The sequence below is a fragment of the Pseudomonas sp. Irchel s3f10 genome, from assembly GCF_900187515.1.
GTDB classification, from domain to species: domain Bacteria; phylum Pseudomonadota; class Gammaproteobacteria; order Pseudomonadales; family Pseudomonadaceae; genus Aquipseudomonas; species Aquipseudomonas tensinigenes.
This window is the reverse complement of sequence record NZ_FYDZ01000001.1, coordinates 79,741-104,389: the sequence shown is the minus strand read 5'-3', so window position 1 is coordinate 104,389 and position 24,649 is coordinate 79,741. Positions and strand designations below refer to the sequence as shown.

The window sequence follows — 24,649 nt, the reverse complement described above, 5'->3', positions numbered from 1 at the left end:
CATGAACAGCACGCTTATCCAGACAGACCGTTTCACCCTGAGTGAAACCGAGCGCTCGGCCATCGAGCACGAGCTGCATCACTACGAAGACCCGCGCGCGGCGTCGATCGAAGCCCTGAAGATCGTTCAGAAAGAACGCGGCTGGGTGCCGGACGGCGCCCTGTACGCGATCGGCGAGATCCTCGGCATCCCGGCCAGCGACGTTGAAGGTGTGGCGACGTTCTACAGCCAGATTTTCCGTCAGCCGGTTGGCCGTCACATCATTCGCGTCTGCGACAGCATGGTCTGCTACATCGGTGGCCACGAGTCGGTGGTCAGCGAAATCCAGAACAATCTGGGCATCGGCCTGGGTCAGACCACCACCGACGGTCGTTTCACCCTGCTGCCGGTCTGCTGCCTCGGCAACTGCGACAAGGCACCGGCGCTGATGATCGACGACGACACCTTTGGTGATGTGCAGCCTGCTGGCGTCGCCAAACTGCTCGAGGGCTACGTATGACCCTGACATCTTTCGGTCCTGCCAACCGCATTCAGCGTTCGGCCGAGACTCACCCGCTGACCTGGCGTCTGCGTGACGACGGCGAAGCCGTGTGGCTCGACGAGTACCAGGCCAAGAACGGTTACGCCGCTGCGCGCAAAGCCTTCGCCGACATGGATCAGGACGCCATCGTCCAGACCGTGAAAGACGCAGGCTTGAAAGGTCGCGGCGGTGCAGGCTTCCCCACTGGCGTGAAGTGGGGCCTGATGCCCAAAGACGAATCCATCAACATCCGCTACCTGCTGTGCAACGCGGATGAAATGGAGCCGAACACCTGGAAAGACCGCATGCTGATGGAGCAACTGCCCCATCTGCTGATCGAAGGCATGCTGATCAGTGCTCGCGCGCTGAAAACCTACCGTGGCTACATCTTCCTGCGTGGCGAATACACCACCGCCGCCAAGCACCTCAACCGTGCCGTGGAAGAAGCCAAGGCTGCGGGCCTGCTGGGTAAAAACATTCTCGGCAGTGGCTTCGATTTCGAGCTGTTCGTCCACACCGGCGCCGGGCGTTACATCTGCGGTGAAGAAACCGCACTGATCAACTCCCTCGAAGGCCGCCGCGCCAACCCGCGCTCCAAGCCGCCCTTCCCTGCCGCTGTCGGCGTGTGGGGCAAGCCGACCTGCGTGAACAACGTGGAAACCCTGTGCAACGTGCCGGCGATCATTGCCGACGGCGTTGACTGGTACAAATCGTTGGCGCGCGAAGGCAGCGAAGACATGGGCACCAAGCTCATGGGCTTTTCCGGCAAAGTGAAAAACCCCGGCCTGTGGGAATTGCCATTCGGCGTTACCGGTCGCGAGTTGTTCGAAGACTACGCCGGCGGCATGCGCGACGGCTTCAAACTCAAGGCCTGGCAGCCAGGCGGCGCCGGTACCGGTTTCCTTCTGCCAGAACACCTCGACGCGCAAATGTATGCCGGCGGCATCGCCAAAGTGGGCACCCGTATGGGTACCGGCCTGGCCATGGCGGTGGACGACAGCGTCAACATGGTCTCGCTGCTGCGCAACATGGAGCAGTTCTTCGCTCGCGAGTCGTGCGGTTTCTGCACCCCGTGCCGCGATGGTTTGCCATGGAGCGTCAAGCTCTTGATGGCCATCGAACAAGGCCGCGGTCAGCCGGGCGATATCGAGACCCTGCTGGGTCTGGTCAACTTCCTCGGCCCGGGCAAGACCTTCTGTGCTCACGCACCGGGTGCCGTGGAACCGTTGGGCAGTGCCATCAAATACTTCCGTCCAGAGTTCGAAGCCGGTATCGCGCCAGTCAGCGCCGCCGTCCCGCCTCTGGCAAGGCCGATCGTAATCGGCGCGTAAACGCTTAAAAAGGCGAAGGGTCCGTGCCCTTCGCCTTTCGTCCGATGACGCCTTTCGGGGCTGACTGGATTCGGACGGATAACAAGATTCCATTAGCCACGCCCGCTGACACCGGGCCAACGAAGACCTTTGAACCATGGCCACTATCCACGTAGACGGCAAAGCGCTCGAAGTCGACGGGGCAGACAACCTGTTACAGGCATGTCTGTCGCTGGGCCTCGACATCCCTTATTTCTGCTGGCACCCCGCGCTTGGTAGCGTCGGGGCTTGCCGCCAGTGCGCGGTCAAGCAGTACACCGACGAGAACGACACCCGTGGTCGCATCGTCATGTCCTGCATGACCCCTGCCACCGACAACACCTGGATCTCCATCGACGATGAAGAATCCAAGGCGTTCCGCGCCAGTGTTGTTGAATGGCTGATGACCAACCACCCGCACGACTGCCCTGTGTGCGAAGAAGGCGGTCATTGCCACCTGCAAGACATGACCGTGATGACCGGCCACAACGAGCGCCGTTATCGCTTCACCAAACGCACCCACCAGAACCAGCAACTGGGCCCGTTCATTTCCCACGAAATGAACCGCTGCATCGCTTGCTACCGCTGCGTGCGTTTCTACAAGGATTACGCTGGCGGCACCGACCTCGGTGTATTCGGCGCCCACGACAACGTGTACTTCGGTCGCGTTGAAGACGGCACCCTCGAAAGCGAGTTCTCCGGCAACCTCACCGAGGTCTGCCCGACCGGTGTGTTCACCGACAAGACTCACTCCGAACGCTACAACCGCAAGTGGGACATGCAATTCGCGCCGAGCATCTGCCATGGCTGCTCGAGCGGTTGCAACATCTCCCCGGGCGAGCGTTACGGCGAACTGCGTCGCATCGAAAACCGTTTCAACGGTTCGGTGAACCAGTACTTCCTATGCGACCGTGGCCGTTTCGGTTATGGCTACGTCAACCGCACCGACCGTCCACGTCAGCCACTGCTGGCCGACGGCACCAAGCTCGGTCTGGATGCTGCACTGGATAAAGCTGCTGACCTGCTGCGCGGGCGCAACATCGTCGGCATCGGTTCGCCACGTGCCAGCCTTGAAAGCAACTACGCGCTGCGCGAACTGGTCGGCGCCGAGCACTTCTACTCGGGTATCGAAGCGTCCGAACTGGAGCGCATCCGTCTGGTCCTGCAAGTGCTGAAAGACAGCCCGTTGCCTGTGCCGAACATGCGCGACATCGAAGACCACGACGCGATTTTCGTCCTCGGTGAAGACCTGACCCAGACCGCCGCCCGTGTGGCGCTGTCGCTGCGTCAATCGGTCAAGGGCAAAGCTGAAGACATGGCCGAAGCCATGCGCGTCCAGCCTTGGCTCGACGCTGCGGTGAAGAACATCGGTCAGCACGCGCTGAACCCGCTGTTCATCGCCAGCCTGGCGGAAACCAAGCTCGACGACATCGCTGAAGAATGCGTACACGCCGCTCCAGATGATCTGGCACGCATCGGTTTCGCTGTTGCTCACGCGCTGGATGCCAGCGCCCCGGCCGTTGAAGGTCTGGACGCCGAAGCATTGGAACTGGCTCAGCGTATTGCTGACGCCCTGCTCGCGGCCAAACGTCCGCTGATCATCGCCGGTACTTCGCTGGGCTCCAAAGCCTTGATCGAAGCCGCGGCGAACATCGCCAAGGCGCTGAAGCTGCGCGAGAAGAACGGTTCGATCAGCCTGATCGTCCCGGAAGCCAACAGCCTCGGTCTGGCCATGCTCGGTGGCGAATCGGTGGATGCTGCGCTGCAAGCTGTCATCGACGGTAAAGCCGACGCCATCGTTGTGCTGGAAAACGATCTGTACACCCGCACCGCCAAAGAAAAAGTCGATGCTGCACTGAACGCTGCGCAAGTGGTGATCGTTGCTGACCATCAGAAAACCGCTACCAGCGACCGCGCGCACCTGGTTCTGCCAGCCGCGAGCTTCGCTGAAGGCGACGGTACGCTGGTCAGCCAGGAAGGTCGCGCCCAGCGCTTCTTCCAGGTTTTCGACCCGCAATACATGGATGCGAGCATTCTGGTTCACGAAGGCTGGCGCTGGCTGCACGCCCTGCGCGCGACCCTGCTGAACCAGCCGATCGACTGGACGCAACTCGACCACGTCACCGCTGCCGTTGCTTCGAGCACCGAGCAACTGGCGCGCATCGTCGACGCTGCACCATCGGCAGCGTTCCGCATCAAGGGTCTGAAACTGGCGCGTGAGCCGCTGCGTTATTCCGGTCGCACCGCCATGCGCGCCGACATCAGCGTTCACGAACCGCGCACTCCGCAAGACAAAGACACCGCGTTCGCCTTCTCCATGGAAGGTTACTCGGGCTCTGCCGAACCTCGTCAGCAGGTTCCGTTCGCATGGTCGCCTGGCTGGAACTCGCCACAAGCGTGGAACAAGTTCCAGGACGAAGTCGGTGGTCACATCCGTGCCGGCGACCCGGGCACCCGCCTGATCGAAAGCACTGGCGATTCGCTGAACTGGTTCGCTGCCGCACCGCGCGCATTCAACCCGGCGCCGGGCACCTGGCAAGCCGTGCCGTTCTTCCACCTGTTCGGCAGCGAAGAGAACTCTTCGAAAGCCGCACCGGTTCAAGAGCGCATTCCGGCTCCATACGTGGCTCTGGCCAAGTCGGAAGCGGATCGTCTGGGCGTCAACGACGGTGCCCTGCTGAGCCTGAACGTGGCCGGTCAGACCCTGCGTCTGCCGCTGCGTATCAATGAAGAACTGGGCGCCGGTCTGGTGGCACTGCCTGCGGGCATCGCCGGCATTCCACCGGCATTCGCCGGCGTATCCGTCGACGGTCTGCAGGAGGCAGCGCAATGACCTGGTTCACCCCTGAAGTGATCGATGTGATCCTCTCGGTCGTCAAAGCCATCGTGATTCTGCTGGCCGTGGTGGTCGCGGGCGCGTTGCTCAGCTTTGTCGAACGTCGCCTGCTGGGCTGGTGGCAGGACCGTTACGGTCCGAACCGCGTTGGCCCGTTCGGTATGTTCCAGATCGCCGCCGACATGCTGAAGATGTTCTTCAAGGAAGACTGGACTCCGCCGTTTGCCGACAAAGTGATTTTCACTTTGGCGCCGGTGGTGGCCATGTCCGCCTTGCTGATCGCCTTTGCGATCATCCCGATCACCCCGACCTGGGGCGTCGCGGATCTGAACATCGGCCTGCTGTTCTTCTTCGCCATGGCCGGTCTATCGGTCTACGCGGTGCTGTTCGCCGGCTGGTCGAGTAACAACAAGTTCGCCCTCCTCGGCAGCTTGCGTGCGTCGGCGCAGACCGTGTCCTACGAAGTGTTCATGGGCCTGGCCCTGATGGGCATCGTGGTCCAGGTCGGCTCGTTCAACATGCGCGACATCGTCGAGTACCAGGCGCAGAACCTGTGGTTCATCATTCCGCAGTTCTTCGGCTTCTGTACGTTCTTCATCGCTGGCGTCGCCGTGACTCACCGTCACCCGTTCGACCAGCCGGAAGCGGAACAGGAACTGGCCGACGGTTACCACATTGAATACGCCGGTATGAAATGGGGCATGTTCTTCGTCGGTGAATACATCGGCATCATCCTGATCTCGGCGCTGCTGGTCACCCTGTTCTTCGGTGGCTGGCACGGTCCGTTCGGCATCTTGCCGCAACTGGCGTTCGTCTGGCTCGCACTGAAGACCGCGTTCTTCATCATGCTGTTCATCCTGCTGCGCGCCTCTATCCCGCGTCCGCGTTATGACCAGGTGATGGATTTCAGCTGGAAATTCTGCCTGCCACTGACCCTGATCAATTTGCTGGTGACCGCTGCGGTCGTGTTGTGGAACACGCCTGCAGTCGCGGTTCAGTGAGGATTTGACCCATGTTCAAATATATTGGCGACATCGTTAAGGGTACTGGTACCCAGTTGCGCAGCCTGGTCATGGTCTTCGGCCATGGCTTTCGCAAGCGCGACACCCTGCAATACCCGGAAGAAGCGGTCTACCTGCCACCACGCTACCGTGGTCGCATCGTCCTGACCCGCGACCCCGATGGCGAAGAGCGTTGCGTTGCCTGCAACCTGTGCGCCGTGGCTTGCCCGGTGGGTTGCATCTCGCTGCAGAAAGCTGAAACCGAAGACGGTCGCTGGTACCCGGACTTCTTCCGTATCAACTTCTCGCGCTGCATTTTCTGCGGTCTCTGCGAGGAAGCCTGTCCGACCACCGCAATCCAGTTGACTCCGGATTTCGAGATGGCCGAGTTCAAACGTCAGGACCTGGTGTACGAGAAAGAAGATCTGTTGATCTCCGGCCCCGGCAAAAACCCTGATTACAACTTCTATCGTGTTGCAGGTATGGCAATCGCTGGCAAGCCGAAAGGCTCCGCGCAGAACGAAGCCGAACCGATCAACGTGAAGAGCTTGCTGCCTTAAGGAAGAACGATGGAATTCGCTTTCTATTTCGCATCGGGTATCGCTGTTGTGTCCACGCTTCGCGTAGTCACCAACACCAACCCTGTGCACGCCCTGCTCTACCTGATCATCTCGTTGATCGCCGTGGCCATGACCTTCTTCGCACTCGGCGCGCCGTTCGCCGGCGTGCTGGAAGTGATCGCCTACGCCGGCGCCATCATGGTGCTGTTCGTGTTTGTGGTGATGATGCTGAACCTGGGTCCCGCCTCGGTTCAGCAAGAACGCGTCTGGCTCAAGCCCGGCATCTGGGCCGGTCCGGTGATTCTCGCCGCGCTGCTGCTGGCCGAACTGCTGTATGTGCTGTTCGCTCACCAGAGCGGCCAGGCCATCGGCCACACCACCGTAGACGCGAAAGCCGTGGGCATCAGCCTGTTCGGTCCGTACCTGCTGGTGGTCGAACTCGCCTCGATGCTGCTGCTCGCCGCAGCCGTCACGGCGTTCCATTTGGGCCGTAACGAGGCGAAGGAGTAAGACATGCCTGCTATCCCTCTCGAACATGGTCTGGCAGTTGCCGGCATCCTATTCTGCCTTGGTCTGGTCGGCCTGATGGTCCGCCGCAACATTTTGTTCGTGTTGATGAGTCTGGAAGTGATGATGAACGCCTCTGCACTGGCGTTCATTGTTGCTGGCGCCCGTTGGGGCCAGCCGGATGGACAGATCATGTTCATCCTGGTGATCAGCCTTGCAGCCGCCGAGGCCAGTATTGGTCTGGCGATCCTGCTGCAACTGTATCGCCGCTTCCACACGCTCGATATCGACGCTGCCAGTGAGATGCGCGGATGAACCTGATCTTTCTGACTTTCGTATTCCCTCTGATCGGTTTCCTGCTGCTGTCGTTCTCCCGTGGACGCTGGTCGGAAAACCTCTCGGCGCTGATCGGCGTGGGTTCCATTGGCTTGTCGGCGATTGTCGCCGCCTACGTCATCTGGCAATTCAACGTCGCGCCACCGGAAGGCGGTCACTACACCCTGGTGCTGTGGAAGTGGATGGCGGTCGAAGGCTTCAAGCCTGACTTCGCCCTCTACGTCGATGGCCTGTCGATCACCATGCTCGGCGTGGTCGTTGGCGTGGGTTTCCTGATCCACCTGTTCGCGTCCTGGTACATGCGCGGCGAAGCGGGCTACTCGCGCTTCTTCTCGTACACCAACCTGTTTATCGCCAGCATGCTGTTCCTGGTGCTCGGCGATAACCTGTTGTTCCTGTACTTCGGCTGGGAAGGCGTGGGCCTGTGCTCGTACTTGTTGATCGGTTTCTACTACAGCAACCGCAACAACGGTAACGCCGCACTCAAGGCCTTCATCGTGACCCGGATCGGCGACGTGTTCATGGCCATCGGCCTGTTCATCCTGTTCCAGCAAGTGGGCACGCTGAACATCCAGGAACTGCTGGTGCTGGCACCGCAGAAATTCCAGGTCGGCGACTTCTGGATCACCCTGGCAACCCTGATGCTGCTGGGTGGCGCGGTCGGTAAATCGGCACAACTGCCGCTGCAAACCTGGCTCGCGGACGCGATGGCCGGCCCGACTCCGGTTTCGGCACTGATCCACGCCGCAACCATGGTTACCGCCGGTGTCTACCTGATCGCCCGTACCCACGGTCTGTTCACCCTGGCGCCGGAAATCCTCCACCTGGTCGGCATCGTCGGCGGTGTGACGCTGGTGCTGGCAGGTTTCGCCGCTCTGGTTCAGACCGACATCAAACGTATCCTCGCCTACTCGACCATGAGCCAGATCGGCTATATGTTCCTGGCGCTGGGCGTTGGTGCATGGGATGGCGCGATTTTCCACCTGATGACCCACGCCTTCTTCAAGGCCTTGCTGTTCCTTGCTTCCGGTGCGGTGATCGTTGCCTGCCACCACGAGCAGAACATCTTCAAGATGGGCGGTCTGTGGAAAAAGCTGCCACTGGCCTACGCCAGCTTCATCGTCGGTGGTGCCGCCCTCGCTGCTCTGCCACTGGTCACCGCCGGTTTCTACTCCAAGGACGAAATCCTTTGGGAAGCGTTCGCCAGCGGCAACCACGGTCTGCTCTACGCAGGTCTGGTCGGCGCGTTCATGACGTCGCTGTACACCTTCCGCCTGATCTTCATCACGTTCCACGGTGAAGCCAAGACTGAAGCCCACGCCGGTCACGGCATCTCGCACTGGCTGCCACTGTCGGTGCTGATCGTGCTGTCGACTTTCGTCGGCGCCATGATCGTGCCACCGCTGCACGGCGTGCTGCCAGAAAGCGTTGGCCATGCCGGTGGCGAAGCCAAGCACAGTCTGGAAATCGCTTCGGGCGCCATCGCCCTGGCCGGCATCCTGCTGGCAGCGCTGCTGTTCCTCGGCAAGCGTCGCTTCGTCACGGCGATCGCCAACAGCGGCATCGGCCGTTTCCTTTCGGCCTGGTGGTTCGCTGCCTGGGGCTTCGACTGGATCTACGACAAACTGTTCGTCAAGCCTTACCTGGCGATCAGCCACGTACTGCGCAAAGACCCGCTCGACCAGACCATCGGTCTGATCCCGCGTATGGCCAAGGGTGGTCACACCGCCCTGAGCCGCACCGAGACCGGTCAACTGCGTTGGTACGCTGCTTCGATGGCTGCTGGTGCCGTGCTGGTGATTGGCGCCATCGTGCTGGTAGCGGTCTGATATGAACCTTGCGAATTTGCGAAAGGAAACGAGCCCGTCATGATTCTGCCTTGGCTAATCCTGATCCCCTTCATCGGCGGCCTGCTGTGCTGGATGGGTGAGCGCTTCGGCGCTACCCTCCCGCGCTGGATTGCGCTGTTGACCATGACCCTGGAACTCGCCCTCGGCCTCTGGCTGTGGGCCCACGGTGACTATTCATTTGCGCCGGCGCCTGGCGCCGATCCGACCTGGGCGCTTGAGTTCAAGCATGTCTGGATCCAGCGCTTCGGCATCAACGTGCACCTGGCCCTCGACGGCCTGTCGCTGTTGATGATCCTGCTGACCGGTCTGCTGGGCATCCTCTCGGTACTCTGCTCGTGGAAAGAGATTCAACGTCACGTTGGCTTCTTCCACCTGAACCTGATGTGGATCCTGGGCGGCGTTGTCGGCGTGTTCCTCGCCCTCGACCTGTTCATGTTCTTCTTCTTCTGGGAAATGATGCTGGTGCCGATGTACTTCCTCATCGCGCTCTGGGGTCACAGTTCTTCGGACGGCAAGAAAACCCGGATCTACGCGGCGACCAAGTTCTTCATCTTCACTCAGGCTTCCGGCCTGATCATGCTGGTGGCGATCCTCGGTCTGGTGCTGGTCAACTTCAACAACACTGGCGTGATTACCTTCAACTACGCCGACCTGTTGAAAACCAAGATGTCGATGACCACCGAGTACATCCTGATGCTCGGCTTCTTCATCGCCTTCGCGGTCAAGCTGCCAGTGGTTCCGTTCCACTCGTGGTTGCCTGATGCCCACGCCCAGGCGCCGACTGCCGGTTCCGTCGACCTCGCCGGTATCTTGCTGAAAACCGCTGCTTACGGCCTGCTGCGTTTCGCCCTGCCGCTGTTCCCGAATGCTTCGGCCGAGTTTGCGCCGATTGCCATGACCCTCGGCCTGATCGGGATCTTCTACGGTGCGTTCCTCGCTTTCGCACAAACCGACATCAAGCGTCTGATCGCCTTCTCGTCCGTTTCCCACATGGGTTTCGTGTTGATCGGCATCTACTCCGGCAGCCAACTGGCCCTGCAAGGTGCAGTGATCCAGATGTTGGCGCACGGTGTGTCGGCGGCGGCACTGTTTATCCTCAGCGGTCAGTTGTACGAGCGTCTGCACACTCGTGACATGCGTGAGATGGGCGGTCTGTGGTCGCGTATCGCTTACCTGCCGGCAATCAGCCTGTTCTTTGCAGCCGCATCCTTGGGCTTGCCGGGTACCGGTAACTTTGTCGGTGAGTTCCTGATCCTGATCGGCTCCTTCGCAAGCTGGCCATGGATCACTGCGATTGCCACTTCCGGTCTGGTGTTCGGTTCGGTCTACTCGCTGATCATGATCCACCGTGCCTACTTCGGTCCGTCGAAATCGGATTCGATCCTGCACGGCATGGACGCTCGCGAACTGATCATGGTGCTCGGCCTTGCGGTGCTGCTGGTTTACCTCGGCGTCTACCCGCAACCGTTCCTCGACACGTCTGCCGCCACGATGCATGGCGTGCAGCAGTGGCTCGGCACCGCCTTCACTCAACTCGCTTCGGCCCGGTAAGAGCGCTATGGAATTCACGATTCAACACTTTATTGCGCTTGCGCCACTGTTGATCACCAGCCTCACCATTATCGTGGTGATGCTGGCAATCGCCTGGCGCCGCAACCACTCGCAGACCTTCCTGATCTCGGTCGCCGGTCTGAACCTGGCCTTGCTGTCGATCCTGCCAGCCCTGAAAGTCGCGCCTCTGGCCGTGACTCCATTGCTGCAAATCGACACCTTCGCTTGCCTGTATATGGCGCTGATCCTGGTCGCCACCCTCGCCTGTGTGACCCTCGCCCACGCCTACTTGGGTGATGGCGGTTCGGGTTACCCGGGCAACCGTGAAGAACTGTACCTGCTGATCCTGATGGCCGCCGCCGGTGGTCTGGTTCTGGTCAGCGCGCAGCACCTGGCCGGTTTGTTCATCGGTCTGGAACTGCTCTCGGTACCGGTTTACGGTCTGGTGGCTTACGCCTTCTTCAACAAGCGCTCGCTGGAAGCCGGTATCAAGTACATGGTGCTGTCGGCCGCCGGTTCCGCATTCCTGTTGTTCGGTATGGCGCTGCTGTACGCAGACTCGGGTTCGCTGAGCTTCGTCGGTATCGGTCAGGCGCTGGCTGCGACTGGCCTGCCAAGCTCGCTGGCGCAACTGGGCCTGGGCATGATGCTGATCGGTCTGGCGTTCAAGCTGTCGCTGGTACCGTTCCACCTGTGGACGCCGGACGTTTACGAAGGTGCTCCGGCACCGGTCGCCGCGTTCCTCGCGACCGCTTCCAAGGTTGCGGTGTTTGCGGTGATGGTGCGTCTGTTCCAGATCTCCCCTGCTGCCAGCAGCGGCGTGCTGAGCGACGTGCTGACCGTCATCGCCATCGCCTCGATCCTGTTCGGTAACCTGCTGGCCCTGACCCAGAGCAACCTCAAGCGTCTGCTCGGTTACTCGTCCATCGCACACTTCGGCTACCTGCTGATCGCTCTAGTGGCGAGCAAGGGTCTGGCGGTGGAAGCCATCGGCGTGTACCTGGTCACCTACGTGATCACCAGCCTCGGCGCCTTCGGCGTGATCACTCTGATGTCCTCGCCGTACAACGGCCGTGACGCGGATGCCCTGTACGAATACCGCGGCCTGTTCTGGCGCCGTCCGTACCTGACCGCCGTGCTGACCGTGATGATGCTGTCGCTGGCGGGTATCCCGCTGACCGCTGGCTTCATCGGCAAGTTCTACATCATCGCTACCGGTGTTGAATCGCACCAATGGTGGCTGGTCGGTTCGCTGGTGCTGGGCAGCGCCATCGGCGTCTTCTACTACCTGCGCGTGATGGTCACCCTGTACCTGATCGAGCCAAACCTGCGTCGTCACGACGCCCAGCTGCACTGGGAACAGAAGGCAGGCGGCGTGATGCTGCTGGCCATCGCCTTGGTCGCATTCTTCCTGGGTGTGTACCCGCAGCCATTGCTGACTCTGGTTCAGCAGGCGGGTCTGGCGGGCTGATTGCTCCGTCGCTTTTAGCTACAAATAGAAACGGCACCTTCGGGTGCCGTTTTTGTTTTTGTGGGATTTAACGTCAAAAAGATCGCAGCCTTCGGCAGCTCCTACATTGGGATGGTATGCGGTCTGTAGGAGCTGCCGAAGGCTGCGATCTTTTGACTTACTACGCTCTCCCCTTTTTAGGAATTTGCCTGCAAACCCGTGAGCAACGGCTGACATTCCGTAGAAGACATTTGTAGTTAAATTTGAGGATCACCTATCAAGTGGAGATCCACGAACCATGAAGCGGGATATTTTTTCAGAGTTGATGGATGGCATTGGTGCGATAGCCAGAGAACGCCAAGGCAAAATCACATTGAAGAAGACGCGTGTAAAACGGATCGGCGACACGAAGGGCAAACTCATACTTCCCGCCGAAACTGATGCCTCTCTATCACACGGTTTGCTGGATACCTTCGAACGATAAAAAGCCAAACCTGCTCTCATGTGATCGATCAGACTCACTCAGACCACTGTGGGAGCAAGCTCGCTCCCACAGGTTTGTGTGGCGTTCACTCAATCCAAATAACCACATGACGAAATTGTAATTCCCGCATCACCTTGGCGTTATCCGCAGCTTGCAACGATGTGACCCGGCGACCAATGCCGGCGGGCCCTGCCCCGCCGAACAATAAAACCCACGCCGAAGCACGTTCCCGTTCTGCCGAACCCAAGGAGTGTTTGATGGTTAACCCTACAAAAATATCGATGGCCGCTTTAGCGGTGGTGGTCGGCGCCGGGCCGTCCATGGTGTTTGCAGAAGACAAGCCTGAAGGCTTTGTCGAAGGCAGCAGCCTTACGCTGCTCAACCGCAATTTCTACTTCAATCGTGATCATCGCAATGGTCAGTCCAGCCCCACCGGCAACGGTTATTCCGAGGCTTGGGCGCATGCCGTGATCAGCAAGTTCGAATCCGGTTTCACCCAAGGCACCGTCGGAGTTGGGGTCGATGCGTTTGCGATGATTGGGCTGAAACTCGACACCGGTGACGGCCGTAATGGCGGGCGCAGTTCGTTTGATGTGTTGCCGGTCAACAGCGACGGCGAAGCGCGGGACGAATACACCAAGGTTGGCGGCGCCGCGAAAATTCGGGCGTTCGATACGGTGGTCAAGGTTGGCGATGTGTTCCCGGCCAATCCGGTGGTTGCGGCGGGTGACTCGCGCCTGCTGCCGGAAAGCTTTCGCGGGGTGACGGCGAGCAACACCAGCATTGAAGGTCTTTCGTTGCAGGGCGGTCGGTTGCATGCGATGAGCCAACCGGTGTCCAGCGACATGCGCGAGAACTTCGCCACGTTCTACGCAGGCCCGGTCAACTCGCCGTGGATCGCTTATGGCGGCGGGGATTACGTGCTGAACAAAAACCTCAGTTTCAGCCTGTACTCCAGTCGCCTCAAGGATGCTTGGAATCAGTATTACGCCGGTACTGCCTGGACCTATCCGCTGTCCGATGATCTGTCGCTGTTCGGTGGCCTGAATTATTACAAGGCCGTCGATGAAGGCAAACAACTGCTCGGCGAGTTCGACAACAACATCTGGAGCGGCCGTGTCGGCGTCAAGCTTGGTGCCCACTCCGTCGCCCTCTCCCACCAGCGCAACAACGGCAATGACGACTTCGATTACCTGCGCCAATCCGATTCGATCTTCCTCGACAACTCGATCCAGTACAGCGACTTCAACTCGCCGAAAGAGCGTTCGTGGATGGTGCGCTATGACCTCGACATGAGCACCTATGGCGTACCGGGTCTGTCGTTCATGACCCGTTACGCACGCGGCACCGACGCGGATTATTCCAATGCCAACGCGGTGTACATGCGTCGCGATGCCGAGGGCAATCCGCTGACCGATCAGAAACGTTGGGAGCGCGATATCGAAGTCAAATACGTGGTGCAAAGCGGTTCGATGAAAGACCTGTCACTGCGCTTGCGCCAAGCCACAACCCGCGCCACGGCGTTCGAGTCGGATCTGGATGAAGTGCGGGTGATTGTCGAGTATCCGCTGGCGATTCTCTGATTGCGCGGTTGATGCAAATTCACCTTTAGAAGCTCCTTGCTCCTTTGGTAAGAGGTGAATCTTTTGGCGTCCTTCGGGGCGCTTTTTTTTGCGCTGTGTTTTGCCGTGGTTATGTATTCCAGGTTTAGGCCCGGCCCTCACCCTAGCCCTCTCCCAGAGGTAGAGGGGACTGACCGAGCTGGTTGTTGAAGATACATCGACCTGAAAAACCGGGGCGTACTCTGGTTTTGAATGGCTTGAAGATCTGCTCCCTTCCCCCTCGCCCCCTCGGGGGAGAGGGCTGGGCTGAGGGGGCAGGATTTTGAGGTCAACGCAAAAACAACGGATAAAACCCGGCCATTGATAGCTACGCGTTTGGATCTACGTTATCCAGCGCTTTGTTCACCGCTAATTCGCCAAGCATGACGACCTGCGCGATACCGAGCAGGGTCTTGCGATGGGTGCCGCCCAACAGCGCGGCGAAGTCGCCGAGCATCACCGTGGCCGAGGCCAGGGATTCGCTGGCGTTGGCCAGTAATGATTCGGTGTCGGCTTTGGGATTGACCAGGAACATCTGGTTGGGGATGTACGGTGCGGACATGATGGCGACTGAGGGTTTGAGGTAGAAATCGAGGGCGCGGTCGGCGGCTTCGTGAAGTTTTTTAGTTTCGACGGAGGCGTAGGGGGATGTTGAGTTGGCGTCCGGGATGACGTCTGTTTCGGGGGGATTCGGGGTTGGCTTTTTCATAATGTTTTACTCAGCTTGAAGGTGGAGCTGGCCCTTTCGGTTCCACGCGAAAGGGTGGCAGCTGTACGCAGGTTGGAACCCGGGCAACTGAGCAAACCCGACAGACTCGAAGTCTCCCGCGCACAGCCGCCATAACGGAGTGCACACATGAAAGTGCGCAAGCATACGTCATGAACAGTGCGTTTTGCTTCAGTTGAGCCACGGGGTTCCAATCCCGATCGCTGAATTGGCAGCGACCCACACAGGCTAGAGAGCTGACGTCCGACGGACAACCTGAAAACATTGTGGGAAGGTTCCGCTCTTCCCACACAACACTTAAACATCACGAATTGAAATACAGAACGTGTAGGAGCTGCCGAAGGCTGCGATCTTTTGATTTTAAAGATCAAGATCAAAAGATCGCAGCCTTCGGCAGCTCCTACAGGGGACCGCGATTAGACGTTACAGATTCAGCTCCCGCCGTTTCGACACACGCCCATCACGTTGTACTTGATGGTGTTGAGCTGACCTTTGGAATCCTCGTAGGTCATCGCAGTGGGCACCACTTTGCACGCAGGCTGCGGCTTCACCACACTCACCACCTTGACCACGTCCAGCTTCATTCCGTATTCGTAATCCTTCACCACCGGCGGCGCTTTGCCCTGGTTGGCGGCGTACTGTTCCATGGCTTTGCTGTTGGCGCTGAGCGCGCGTTCAAAGGTGCGGTCACCACCGCCTTCAGCCAGCACATTCACCGACATCGCCATGACAACCGCGAATGCGATCAACTTGAGTACTTTCATATCCATTTCCTTCCCGTCCGGGCGTAAAAAAAGCCCGGCATCGATGCGCGATAACGGGCTTGTTCAGGTGCAGCAGGCTTACAGCTCGCGGGTCTTGTCGTCTTTCTTGTCGTTGACGACCACCGGGTTGCCGGCGGCTTTTTCCTTGGCGACGAAGAGTTCCATGGAGCGGTCATGGCTGCTCATCATCCGCTCGAAAGTGCGGTCGCCACCGCCTTCGGCCAACGCCACGGAAGAGATCGCCAGAGCGGCGGCGAAGGTACTGAGTTGGGCAAGTTTCATCGTTGATTCCTCGTTTAAGTAACTGACGGGATCAAGGTAACAATCCGAACCTATCGTGACGGTGGCGGGGAAATTACATATCCGTTATGTGCCCGGCACTCTCCTGAAGTCGAACACAAAACCTGTAGGAGTGAGCCTGCTCGCGATAGCGGTGGGTCAGTCAATTTAGATCTGACTGATAGACCGCTATCGCGAGCAGGCTCACTCCTACAAGGGGATTACCTATTTAGTTGGAACAGCGTCCTCATCCCGGCGATGGGCAAGTTGGTAAAGCGCCGGCAAGATCAGCAACGTGAGGATCGTCGAGGACAGGATTCCGCCGATCACTACAGTCGCCAGTGGTCGCTGCACCTCCGCACCTGTGCCGGTCGCAAGCGCCATCGGAATAAAGCCCAGCGAAGCCACCAGCGCTGTCATCAGCACCGGCCGCAAACGCGTCAGCGCACCTTCGTTAATGGCATCGGACAGCGAACGCCCCTCCTCACGCAAATTACGAATAAACGCAATCATCACCAAGCCGTTCAACACCGCCACCCCGGACAACGCGATAAACCCGACCCCCGCCGAAATCGACAGCGGAATATCCCGCAACCACAGCGCCATGACCCCACCGGTCAAGGCAAACGGAATCCCGGTAAACACCAGCAAGCCGTCCTTGAGATTGTTGAACATCATGAACAACAAGCCGAACACCAGCAGCAGCGCCACCGGCACCACGATCTGCAAGCGCTTGGCCGCCGATTGCAGTTGCTCGAACTGCCCGCCCCAACTGGTCCAGTAACCGGCCGGGACTTGCACATCACGCTCGATCACCTCACCGGCCTCGCTGACAAACGAACCGATATCACGCCCGCGCACGTTGGCGCTGACGATCACTAGACGCTTGCCGTTCTCGCGGCTGACCTGATTCGGCCCGAGCACCAGGTCGAGGCTGGCGACGTCTTGCAGCGCGATAAAGCCGATTTGATTCGCCGCTCCATTCAAAGGCGCCGGCACCGGAATCAGCAACGCCGACAAGCCGTCGATATCCTTGCGCATGGCATCTGACAAGCGCACGACCATATCGAAACGCCGATCACCCTCATACAACGTCCCGGCCTTACGCCCGCCGACCGCAACGGCAATGGTGTCCTGCACATCACCGACGTTGAGCCCGTAGCGCGCCGCTTTGTCGCGATCAATGTTGATGGTCAGCACCGGCAACCCGGTGGTTTGCTCGACCTTCACTTCGGATGCGCCGTTGACCTTTTGCATGGCAGCAGCGATTTTCGCAGCGGTGGCGTTGAGCACGTCCATGTCATCACCAAACACCTTGACCGCGACGTCGCTGCGCACGCCGGAGATCAGCTCGTTGAAACGCAACTGGATCGGCTGCGACAGTTCATAGTTGCTGCCCGGCAGTGTCGCGGCGGCGGCTTGCAGTTCGGCCATCAAAGTTTCGCGGGACTTGCCCGGATCCGGCCACTGCTCTTTCGGCTTGAGCATCACATAGCTGTCGGAGATATTCGGCGGCATCGGATCGGAGGCGATTTCGGCGGTGCCGGTACGAGCAAAAACGCGCTCGACTTCCGGCACCTTCGCCAGAATCAGCGTTTCCAGCCGCTGCTGCATGTCCACCGATTGCGTCAGGCTGGTGCCCGGCACGCGCAACGCTTGCAAAGCAAAATCCCCTTCGCTGAGGCTCGGCACAAACTCGCTGCCCATGCGGCTGGTGAGCACACCGCTAAGCACGATCACGCCCAAAGCAGCGCCCACCGCGACAGCACGATGACTCATCACCCACGCCAGCGCCGGTGCATAAACGCGACGTGCGCCGCGCATCACCGCGCCCTCTTCTTCCTTGACCTTGCCGGTTACGAACAACGCAATCGCCGCCGGCACGAAGGTCACGGAAAGCAACATCGCGCCAAGCAAAGCGATGACCACCGTGAACGCCATCGGGTGGAACATTTTCCCTTCGACGCCGCTGAGCGCGAAGATCGGCAGGTACACGACCATGATGATCAACTGCCCGAAAATCAGCGGTCGCCGCGCTTCTTTCGCCGCCGCGAACACCTCCTTGAAACGCTCGGCACGGGTCAACAATCGTCCGTGATGCTGCTGCGCATGGGCCAGTCGACGCAGGGTGTTTTCAACGATCACCACCGCGCCGTCGACGATAATGCCGAAGTCGAGCGCGCCGAGGCTCATCAGGTTGGCGCTGACTTTATTGCTGAACATCCCGGTAAAGGTGAACAGCATCGACAGCGGAATCACCATCGCGGTAATCAGCGCCGCGCGGATATTGCCGAGGAACAGGAACAGAATCGCGATGACCAGAATCGCGCCTTCGATAAGGTTCTTTTTCACTGTGGCGATGGCTTTGTCGACCAGGTGCGTGCGGTCGTACACCGGCACGGCGATCACGCCTTGCGGCAGGGATTTATTGATCTGTTCGAGCTTGCTGGCGACCGCTTGCGAGACCGAGCGGCTGTTCTCGCCGATCAGCATGAACACCGTGCCGAGCACCACTTCGCGACCGTTTTCTGTGGCCGCACCGCTGCGCAATTCGCGGCCGATTTCCACTGTCGCGACGTTCTTCACGCGGATCGGCGTGCCGTCGACATTGGCCATGACGATGTTGGCAATGTCTTCGGTGCTCGCCACTTGCCCCGGCGCGCGGATCAGCAATTGCTCGCCGCTGCGCTCGATGTAACCGGCGCCGACGTTGGCGTTGTTGCGCTCCAGCGCGGTGACCAGATCAGTAAGCGTCAGCTTGTACGCCGCCAGGCGTTTCGGATCCGGCGCGATCTGATATTCCTTGGCGAAACCGCCGATAGTGTTGATCTCCGCCACACCCGGCACGTTGCGCAATTGCGGCTTGATGATCCAGTCCTGAATCACCCGCAGATCGGTCGGCGTGTACTCGGTTCCGTCGTCCTTGAGCGCGCCCTCCTTGGCCTCGACCGTCCACAAAAAGATCTCGCCGAGGCCGGTGGAAATCGGCCCCATGACCGCTTCCGCGCCTTCGGGCAATTGCTCCTTGGCGATCTGCAAACGCTCGTTGACCAACTGACGAGCGAAGAACAGGTCGGTGCCGTCCTTGAAGATCACCGTGACTTGCGACAGCCCCGAGCGCGACAGCGAACGGGTCTGCTCCAGTGCCGGCAAACCGGCCATCGCGGTTTCAATCGGGAAAGTGATGCGTTGCTCGGTTTCCAGCGGCGAGAACCCGGCGGCGCCGGTGTTGATCTGCACCTGGACGTTGGTGATGTCGGGTACGGCGTCGATCGGCAGTTTTTGATAACTGGCGATGCCGAGGCCGGCCATGAGCAGAACGGCGAGCAGCACGATGATGCGTTGCTCGATGGCAAACTGGATCAGGCGTTCGAACATGAGGACCTTCCAGAATTAATGACTATGCTCGGCTGAGGCTTTGCCCAGCTCCGACTTGAGGACGAAGCTGCCGGCGCTGGCGACTTGCGCGCCCGGTTCCAGGCCTTGAGTGATTTCCACATGGCCGCCTGCGCGACTGCCCAGCTCTACTGCTCTCGCTTCGAAGCCATCGTCGGTACGCACGAACACCGTGGATTTGTCCTCGACGGTCTGGATCGCAGATTCCGGTACGGCGACTTTCGCTTCGCGGCTGTCAGTGGCGACCAGCGCGGTGACGAACAGACCGGGGCGCCACGAGCCTTGCGGATTTTCCAGGGTGACGCGGACGGTCGCGGTGCGGGTTTGTTCGCCGAGCAGGCTGCCGACGTAAGCCACGCTGCCGACCACTTCTGCGTTCAACTCCGGGGCGCTGACGGTGACCGCTTTGCCTACTTGAACCTTGTTCAGATCCTTCGGTGACACGCCGAACGTCACCCACACTCGCGACAGATCCGAGAGCGTGAACGCCGCTGTACTTTCATCAACCACCTCGCCCGGCGTCAGGTGTTTTTCCACCACCACGCCGTCGAACAGCGCGCGCAATTCATAGCGATTGCCGCCGGTGGCGACCACGCTGCCGCTGAGCACGCTAATTTTCTGCCGGGCGTTGTTCATGGCGATCTCCGCCTCTTCCAGCGCCTGTTTCGCCTGGAGGAAATCCTGCTCGGCGGAGATCTTGTCCTGCCAGAGTTTTTTCTCGCGCTCGTAGGTGGTGCGCGCCAAGGCCAGGCGACGCTGCGCGGCAGCTTGTTCGCTGCGTTGATCGGAGATCTGCTGACTGGCGATCACCGCCAGCAACTGGCCCTTCTTCACGGTTTGCCCGAGGTTGACCGCCACCGAATCGACCACGCCCGGCACGCGTGGCACGACGTGGGCAGTGCGGTCTTCGTCGAAGCGCACTTCGCCGGGGAATGGCAGACCGCGGCTGATGTTTTGCGCCCGTGCTTCGGCGAGTTGAATGCCGGCAGCGGTGATTTGTTCGGCGCTCAACTCAATGTGCCCTTCTTCGCCATGCTCGCCTTCGGCGGCGGCACCTTCTTCGGCGTGATCGGCATGTTCGGCTGCTTCATCGGCATGGGCATCGATGCTTGCATCGCCCGCCCACATCGAGCCGATACCAATGCCCAGCGCCAACGTCGCCACCGCGACCACCATCAGTTTTTGATCCATGGAAACTCCTCTGCGTCATACCTGCGCGCAGTGCTGTGAAAAGTGAAATTCAAGGGCTGACGCTGAGGTCGCCGAAGATCCGTTCAATGCGTACGCGGGCATCGGTCGCTTCGCTGACTGCCTGGATGTACTGGCTACGGGCGCTGATCAAAGTGCGTTGCGCATCGAGCACATCGAGGAAGCCGAACTTACCCATTTCGAAACCACGGGTGGCGCTGTCGACCGCACTTTGCGCCGCAGGCAGGATGGTCTGGTTGAATGCCTTTACCTCGCCATTGGCGGTCTGCCATTGCTCGAGACTGGTCTGGATTTCCGTGCGCAAACGCAGCTCGGTGGCGTTGCGCAGATCCCGCGCCTGATCGGTTCGGCGCGCTGCGGCGAGTACGTTGCCCTGATTGCGGTTGAACAGCGGAATCGGCATCGACAGCCCGACCACGTTGACCCGCTCGCGCTCGGTTTCGCTGTACTGGCTGCCGATGCTCACGGTGAGGTCGGGAATGCGCTGGGATTTTTCCAGGCCCAATGACGCTTCGCGTTGATCGATCTGCAGTTTGGCCAGACGCAGTTCGGCGGTCTCGTTCAGACGTTCGAGCAATCGTGTCGGTGGAGGAACGTCCGGCATGCTTTGCGTGGGTGCCTGCACCTTGGTCGACGTCGGCAACGGCGCGCCCATGACTTGCGCCAATTGTTGGTACGCGGTGGCCTGATCGCGTTCTGCCCGGCTCAGTTCAAGGCGCACTTCCGAGAGCTGCACTTGCGCGCGCGTGCCTTCGACCGGTGATGATTTTCCTGCTTCGATGCGCCCTTGCGCCACGCGCACACCGTGCTCGGCCAATTGCAGGGATTGCCGCGACAGCTGCAAGCGTTGCTGCGCGGTTTGCGCGCTGTTGAACGCCTGAATGACGTCTGCACGCAAGGCATTGCGCTTGCGCTCCAGTTCGATGCCGGCAGCGTCCTGCGCGCGGCTGGCGACATCGATCCGCGCGCCGCGTTTGCCGCCCAGTTCGATCGGCTGACTGAGCATCACCGTGGTTGTGCGCGAATCGCGGCGAGTGTCTTCAGCCTCCCACGACACTTCGGGATTGAGGATCAGCCCGGCTTGCTGACGCTCGCCTTGAGCGATGCCGATTTCCCACTGCGCAGCGGCCAGGTCCGGGTTGCCGGCGAAGGCACTTTGCAGGGCTTGCTCCAGAGTCAGGGGCGCCGCGTTTGCAAGGCTGGTACAGGCCAGCAACAGGATGCCGCTGGCGGTTTTTTTCAGGCGTGATCGCGCCGTCAGTTTTATTAAACCGGGCAATGGAAGACTTCCTTTATTCAAGAATCTCGGATGCCGCCACGGTAGGGTTTTGAACTTATCGACAAGGTGACTGGAACATTACAAATCCGTTATCCACGGTTTGCCGAAGTTGTTTTGCTCTAGGATGCGAAGTGCTGGCGGCGTTATCGAAATACATCGAAACAAAAACGCGCTAGTTATCTGCTGAATTGCACTTGCCGGAATAAAAGTCATGGGGATTTTGTGGCTTGCGCTGCGACCGGCTGTCGCAGAGCACCGTTTTAAAGCGCTTGGTGGTTGACCCTGTAGCCACTACAACCTTTATCGTCCGGACTTCCCCTCACCCCAGCCCTCTCCCGGGGGGAGAGGGAGCTGACCGAAGTGTCTGGCGTTATTTATCGACCTGTTACATCAAGTCGATTATGGATTCAGTAAATTGTTTTAACGTCGGCGTAGTTCCGAAATATCCCGCGCTCAGTCCCCTCTCCCTCTGGGAGAAGGCTAGGGTGAGGGCCTTCTTAATTAAATACCCATCAAATAAAAGTGGTGAAAGATCATGCGAATCCTTGTCGTCGAGGACGAGCTTAAAGCTGCCGAATACTTGCATCAGGGTTTGACCGAAAGTGGTTATGTCGTTGACCACGCGGCCACCGGTGCCGATGGCCTGCATCTGGCGCAACAACAAGCGTATGACCTGATTATTCTCGACGTGAACCTGCCGGAACTCGACGGCTGGGGTGTGCTGGAACAGTTGCGTCGCACTCATTCCACACGAGTGATGATGCTCACCGCGCGCGGGCGTTTGGCCGACAAGATTCGCGGCCTGGATCTGGGCGCCGACGATTATCTGGTCAAGCCGTTCGAGTTCCCCGAATTGCTGGCGCGGGTGCGCACATTGATGCGCCGTAGCGAAAACATCCCGGTGCCGCAGGTGCTGAAAGTCGCTGATCTGGAACTCGATCCGGGCCGCCATCGTGCGTTTCGTGGCGCGCAGCGTATTGACCTGACCACCAAGGAATTCGCCCTGCTGCATTTGCTGATGCGCCAGTCCGGTGAAGTGCTGACGCGCACACAAATTATCTCGCTGGTGTGGGACATGAATTTCGACTGCGACACCAACGTGGTCGAAGTGTCGATCCGCCGTTTGCGGGCGAAGATCGACGACCCGTTCGACAGCAAACTGATTCACACCCTGCGCGGTGTCGGCTATGTGCTGGAGGCACGGGAATGAAGCCCTCCAGCCTGTCGATGCGCCTTGGTTTGACGGTGAGTATTCTCGGCGCACTGTTGGTGGTGTTTCTGGCGATCCTCGCCTACTTCGCTCTGACCCATGAACTGAATGCGCTATCTCGAGACAGCCTGGAAAAGAAGATGGCGCAGGTGGAGCACAGCCTGTCGCTGTACATCGATGCCAATGAAATCAGTGGCAAGCCGCATATTCTGCTCGATCAGGTGATGGGCCATGACAACCTGACGTTGACGATTTATGACCGCTTGAACCTGCGCTCGCCGCTGCTTAAATCCGGCAGCGGTTTGACTGATCCACGGGTTGAATTGAAAGCAGTGCGGGCAACCACTGATCAATTGACTTACTCCGACAGCATCGATGCCGAAGGGGCGAAATTCCTCACCGTGTCCAAGCTGATTCGCCTCAAGGACGGCAACAGCGTGCCGGTGCTGCTGTCGATGGACAACGCCCATGATCAGGCTTTGCTCAGCGCGTATCTGCGCTCGACGCTGATTGCCTTGCCATTGTTGCTGGTGTTTATCGGCCTGACGGCCTGGGGCGCGGTGCAGCGGGGTTTGGCGCCGCTGCGCGAGTTTCGCAAAGTGGCGGCGATGGTCTCTACCCAGGATCTGGAACACAGGCTGTCGGTGGTAAACATGCCGCAGGAGTTGAGTGAACTGGCGCAGGGCATCAACTTCATGCTGCATCGGCTGGATGCCGGGGTGCAGCAGTTGTCGCAATTTTCCGATGACCTGGCGCATGAGCTGCGTACGCCGATCAATAACCTGATGGGCAAGGCGCAGGTGACCCTTTCGCGCGAGCGCTCGGTGGATGAGTACAAAGATGTGTTGGTGTCATGCACCGAGGAACTGGAGCGCGTGGCGCGGATTGTCTCGGACATGTTGTTTCTCGCGCAGGTGAGTCATCCGTCGGCGCTGGCGCCGTTTGAAGCGGTGGCGCTGGAGATTGAAGTCGCGAAAGTGGCCGAGATGTTTTCATTGTCGGCGCAGGATAAGAACATTCATTTGAATGTCGTCGGCAGCGCGACGGTGATGGGCGATCGGCTGATGATTCAACGGGCGATTTCGAATTTGCTGTCGAATGCGCTGCGCCACTGCCCGAACGGGAAAACCGTGACGTTGCTGATCGAACAAGGAGCGAACCAGGCCTCCCTGCTGGTCAGCAACCCCGGTGCCGGGATCGAGGCGCAACATCTGCCACATCTGTTCGACCGCTTCTACCGCGTCGACAGCAGCCGCTCACGCTCGCAGGGCAGCACGGGATTGGGGCTGGCGATCGTGCGCTCGATCATGAGCCTGCATCAGGGGGTGGCGGAGGTTAAGAGCTTGCCGGGGGCGATGACCGTGTTCCGGCTTGGCTTTCCTGCGGTGACGCCAACGCCCCCTTCGCTTGCAGGCAAGCTCCCACAGTGATTTGCGGGGTACTCAGGTTTTGTGGACACCACTGAAACCTGCAGGCCTTCGCCCGCTTGCGATGGCGGTGGGTCCTGCAACATCTGCACTGCCTGATACTCAGCCTTCGCGAGCAGGCTCGCTCCCACAGGGGCAGTAGTCATCCACAAAACATGTGGACGCCGCCAAAACCTGTGGGAGCGAGCTTGCTCGCGAAAGCGTCGGATCAGGCGATATCCATGTTGAATGTCAGAATGGGAATCGGGAGTTTTGTACGATTTCTTACCGATACGCTCTCGTCTCCGCACAAACTCCGAAAGCTCCCGCCCTA

19 protein-coding genes and 1 pseudogene are annotated in these 24,649 nt (G+C 59.6%); 14 read left to right on the top strand and 6 right to left on the bottom strand.

The window, feature by feature from the left end; translation table 11 throughout:
* Position 1 precedes the first annotated feature (1 nt).
* From nuoE to CKW17_RS00380, 12 genes and pseudogenes are all read left to right on the top strand, one after another.
* Positions 2-499 carry an NADH-quinone oxidoreductase subunit NuoE gene (gene nuoE / locus CKW17_RS00435; RefSeq protein WP_007920186.1) on the top strand — a complete coding sequence of 166 codons (498 nt, stop codon included), beginning with the start codon at positions 2-4 and terminating at the stop codon, positions 497-499.
* Positions 496-1,851 (top strand): NADH-quinone oxidoreductase subunit NuoF, encoded by a 1,356-nt coding sequence (gene nuoF / locus CKW17_RS00430; protein ID WP_007920184.1) that lies wholly within the window; start codon positions 496-498, stop codon positions 1,849-1,851. Before nuoE ends, nuoF begins: the two co-directional genes overlap by 4 nt.
* Positions 1,852-1,987: 136 nt before the next feature.
* Positions 1,988-4,702: an NADH-quinone oxidoreductase subunit NuoG gene (nuoG, locus tag CKW17_RS00425; RefSeq protein ID WP_095118220.1), complete on the top strand. Its 2,715-nt coding sequence runs from the start codon at positions 1,988-1,990 to the stop codon at positions 4,700-4,702.
* Positions 4,699-5,706, top strand: coding sequence for an NADH-quinone oxidoreductase subunit NuoH (nuoH, locus tag CKW17_RS00420; RefSeq protein WP_095118219.1), 1,008 nt, complete (start codon positions 4,699-4,701; stop codon positions 5,704-5,706). The genes nuoG and nuoH overlap by 4 nt, the downstream gene beginning before the upstream one ends.
* Positions 5,707-5,717: 11 nt before the next feature.
* A complete protein-coding gene (nuoI, locus tag CKW17_RS00415) occupies positions 5,718-6,266 on the top strand; it encodes an NADH-quinone oxidoreductase subunit NuoI (RefSeq protein ID WP_007920177.1) in 549 nt (182 codons plus the stop codon).
* 9 nt (positions 6,267-6,275) lie between these two features.
* Positions 6,276-6,776: an NADH-quinone oxidoreductase subunit J gene (nuoJ, locus tag CKW17_RS00410; protein ID WP_007920176.1), complete on the top strand. Its 501-nt coding sequence runs from the start codon at positions 6,276-6,278 to the stop codon at positions 6,774-6,776.
* Between the two features lie 3 nt (positions 6,777-6,779).
* Complete coding sequence (nuoK, locus tag CKW17_RS00405) at positions 6,780-7,088, top strand: NADH-quinone oxidoreductase subunit NuoK (RefSeq protein WP_003223790.1); 309 nt, start codon at positions 6,780-6,782, stop codon at positions 7,086-7,088.
* On the top strand, positions 7,085-8,938 hold the full coding sequence (gene nuoL / locus CKW17_RS00400) for an NADH-quinone oxidoreductase subunit L (RefSeq protein ID WP_007920175.1): 1,854 nt from the start codon (positions 7,085-7,087) through the stop codon (positions 8,936-8,938). Before nuoK ends, nuoL begins: the two co-directional genes overlap by 4 nt.
* Positions 8,939-8,977: 39 nt before the next feature.
* The gene (gene nuoM / locus CKW17_RS00395; RefSeq protein ID WP_016986254.1) at positions 8,978-10,510 is read left to right on the top strand and encodes an NADH-quinone oxidoreductase subunit M; all 1,533 of its coding nucleotides are present in this window, start codon (positions 8,978-8,980) and stop codon (positions 10,508-10,510) included.
* Positions 10,511-10,517: 7 nt separating this feature from the next.
* Positions 10,518-11,981 (top strand): NADH-quinone oxidoreductase subunit NuoN, encoded by a 1,464-nt coding sequence (gene nuoN, locus CKW17_RS00390; protein ID WP_007920173.1) that lies wholly within the window; start codon positions 10,518-10,520, stop codon positions 11,979-11,981.
* A 277-nt stretch (positions 11,982-12,258) separates the two neighbouring features.
* A pseudogene (locus tag CKW17_RS30680) lies at positions 12,259-12,354 on the top strand (transcriptional regulator); the annotation flags it as partial.
* Positions 12,355-12,701: 347 nt separating this feature from the next.
* On the top strand, positions 12,702-14,027 hold the full coding sequence (locus CKW17_RS00380; RefSeq protein WP_095118217.1) for an OprD family porin: 1,326 nt from the start codon (positions 12,702-12,704) through the stop codon (positions 14,025-14,027).
* 346 nt (positions 14,028-14,373) lie between these two features.
* Here the strand turns inward: CKW17_RS00380 and CKW17_RS00375 are convergent, their stop codons facing one another.
* The 6 genes from CKW17_RS00375 to CKW17_RS00350 form a co-directional block, all read right to left on the bottom strand.
* On the bottom strand, positions 14,374-14,754 hold the full coding sequence (locus CKW17_RS00375; protein ID WP_095118216.1) for a DUF6124 family protein: 381 nt from the start codon (positions 14,752-14,754) through the stop codon (positions 14,374-14,376).
* A gap of 449 nt (positions 14,755-15,203) precedes the next feature.
* Positions 15,204-15,536: a DUF2790 domain-containing protein gene (locus CKW17_RS00370; protein ID WP_095118215.1), complete on the bottom strand. Its 333-nt coding sequence runs from the start codon at positions 15,534-15,536 to the stop codon at positions 15,204-15,206.
* A 78-nt stretch (positions 15,537-15,614) separates the two neighbouring features.
* Positions 15,615-15,818: a co-regulatory protein PtrA N-terminal domain-containing protein gene (locus tag CKW17_RS00365; RefSeq protein WP_095118214.1), complete on the bottom strand. Its 204-nt coding sequence runs from the start codon at positions 15,816-15,818 to the stop codon at positions 15,615-15,617.
* Between the two features lie 222 nt (positions 15,819-16,040).
* Complete coding sequence (locus CKW17_RS00360; RefSeq protein ID WP_095118213.1) at positions 16,041-19,193, bottom strand: CusA/CzcA family heavy metal efflux RND transporter; 3,153 nt, start codon at positions 19,191-19,193, stop codon at positions 16,041-16,043.
* Positions 19,194-19,208: 15 nt separating this feature from the next.
* Positions 19,209-20,402, bottom strand: a complete 1,194-nt coding sequence (locus CKW17_RS00355) for an efflux RND transporter periplasmic adaptor subunit (protein WP_095118212.1) — start codon at positions 20,400-20,402, stop codon at positions 19,209-19,211.
* 49 nt (positions 20,403-20,451) lie between these two features.
* Positions 20,452-21,699 (bottom strand): TolC family protein, encoded by a 1,248-nt coding sequence (locus tag CKW17_RS00350; RefSeq protein WP_095118211.1) that lies wholly within the window; start codon positions 21,697-21,699, stop codon positions 20,452-20,454.
* A gap of 535 nt (positions 21,700-22,234) precedes the next feature.
* On the opposite strand from CKW17_RS00350, the gene CKW17_RS00345 reads away from it, so the two are divergent.
* Both CKW17_RS00345 and CKW17_RS00340 read left to right on the top strand, forming a co-directional pair.
* Entirely contained in the window at positions 22,235-22,909 is a 675-nt protein-coding gene (locus CKW17_RS00345) for a heavy metal response regulator transcription factor (protein WP_007920164.1), read from the top strand.
* Positions 22,906-24,339: a heavy metal sensor histidine kinase gene (locus tag CKW17_RS00340; RefSeq protein ID WP_095118210.1), complete on the top strand. Its 1,434-nt coding sequence runs from the start codon at positions 22,906-22,908 to the stop codon at positions 24,337-24,339. Before CKW17_RS00345 ends, CKW17_RS00340 begins: the two co-directional genes overlap by 4 nt.
* The last annotated feature ends 310 nt before the right edge of the window (positions 24,340-24,649 follow it).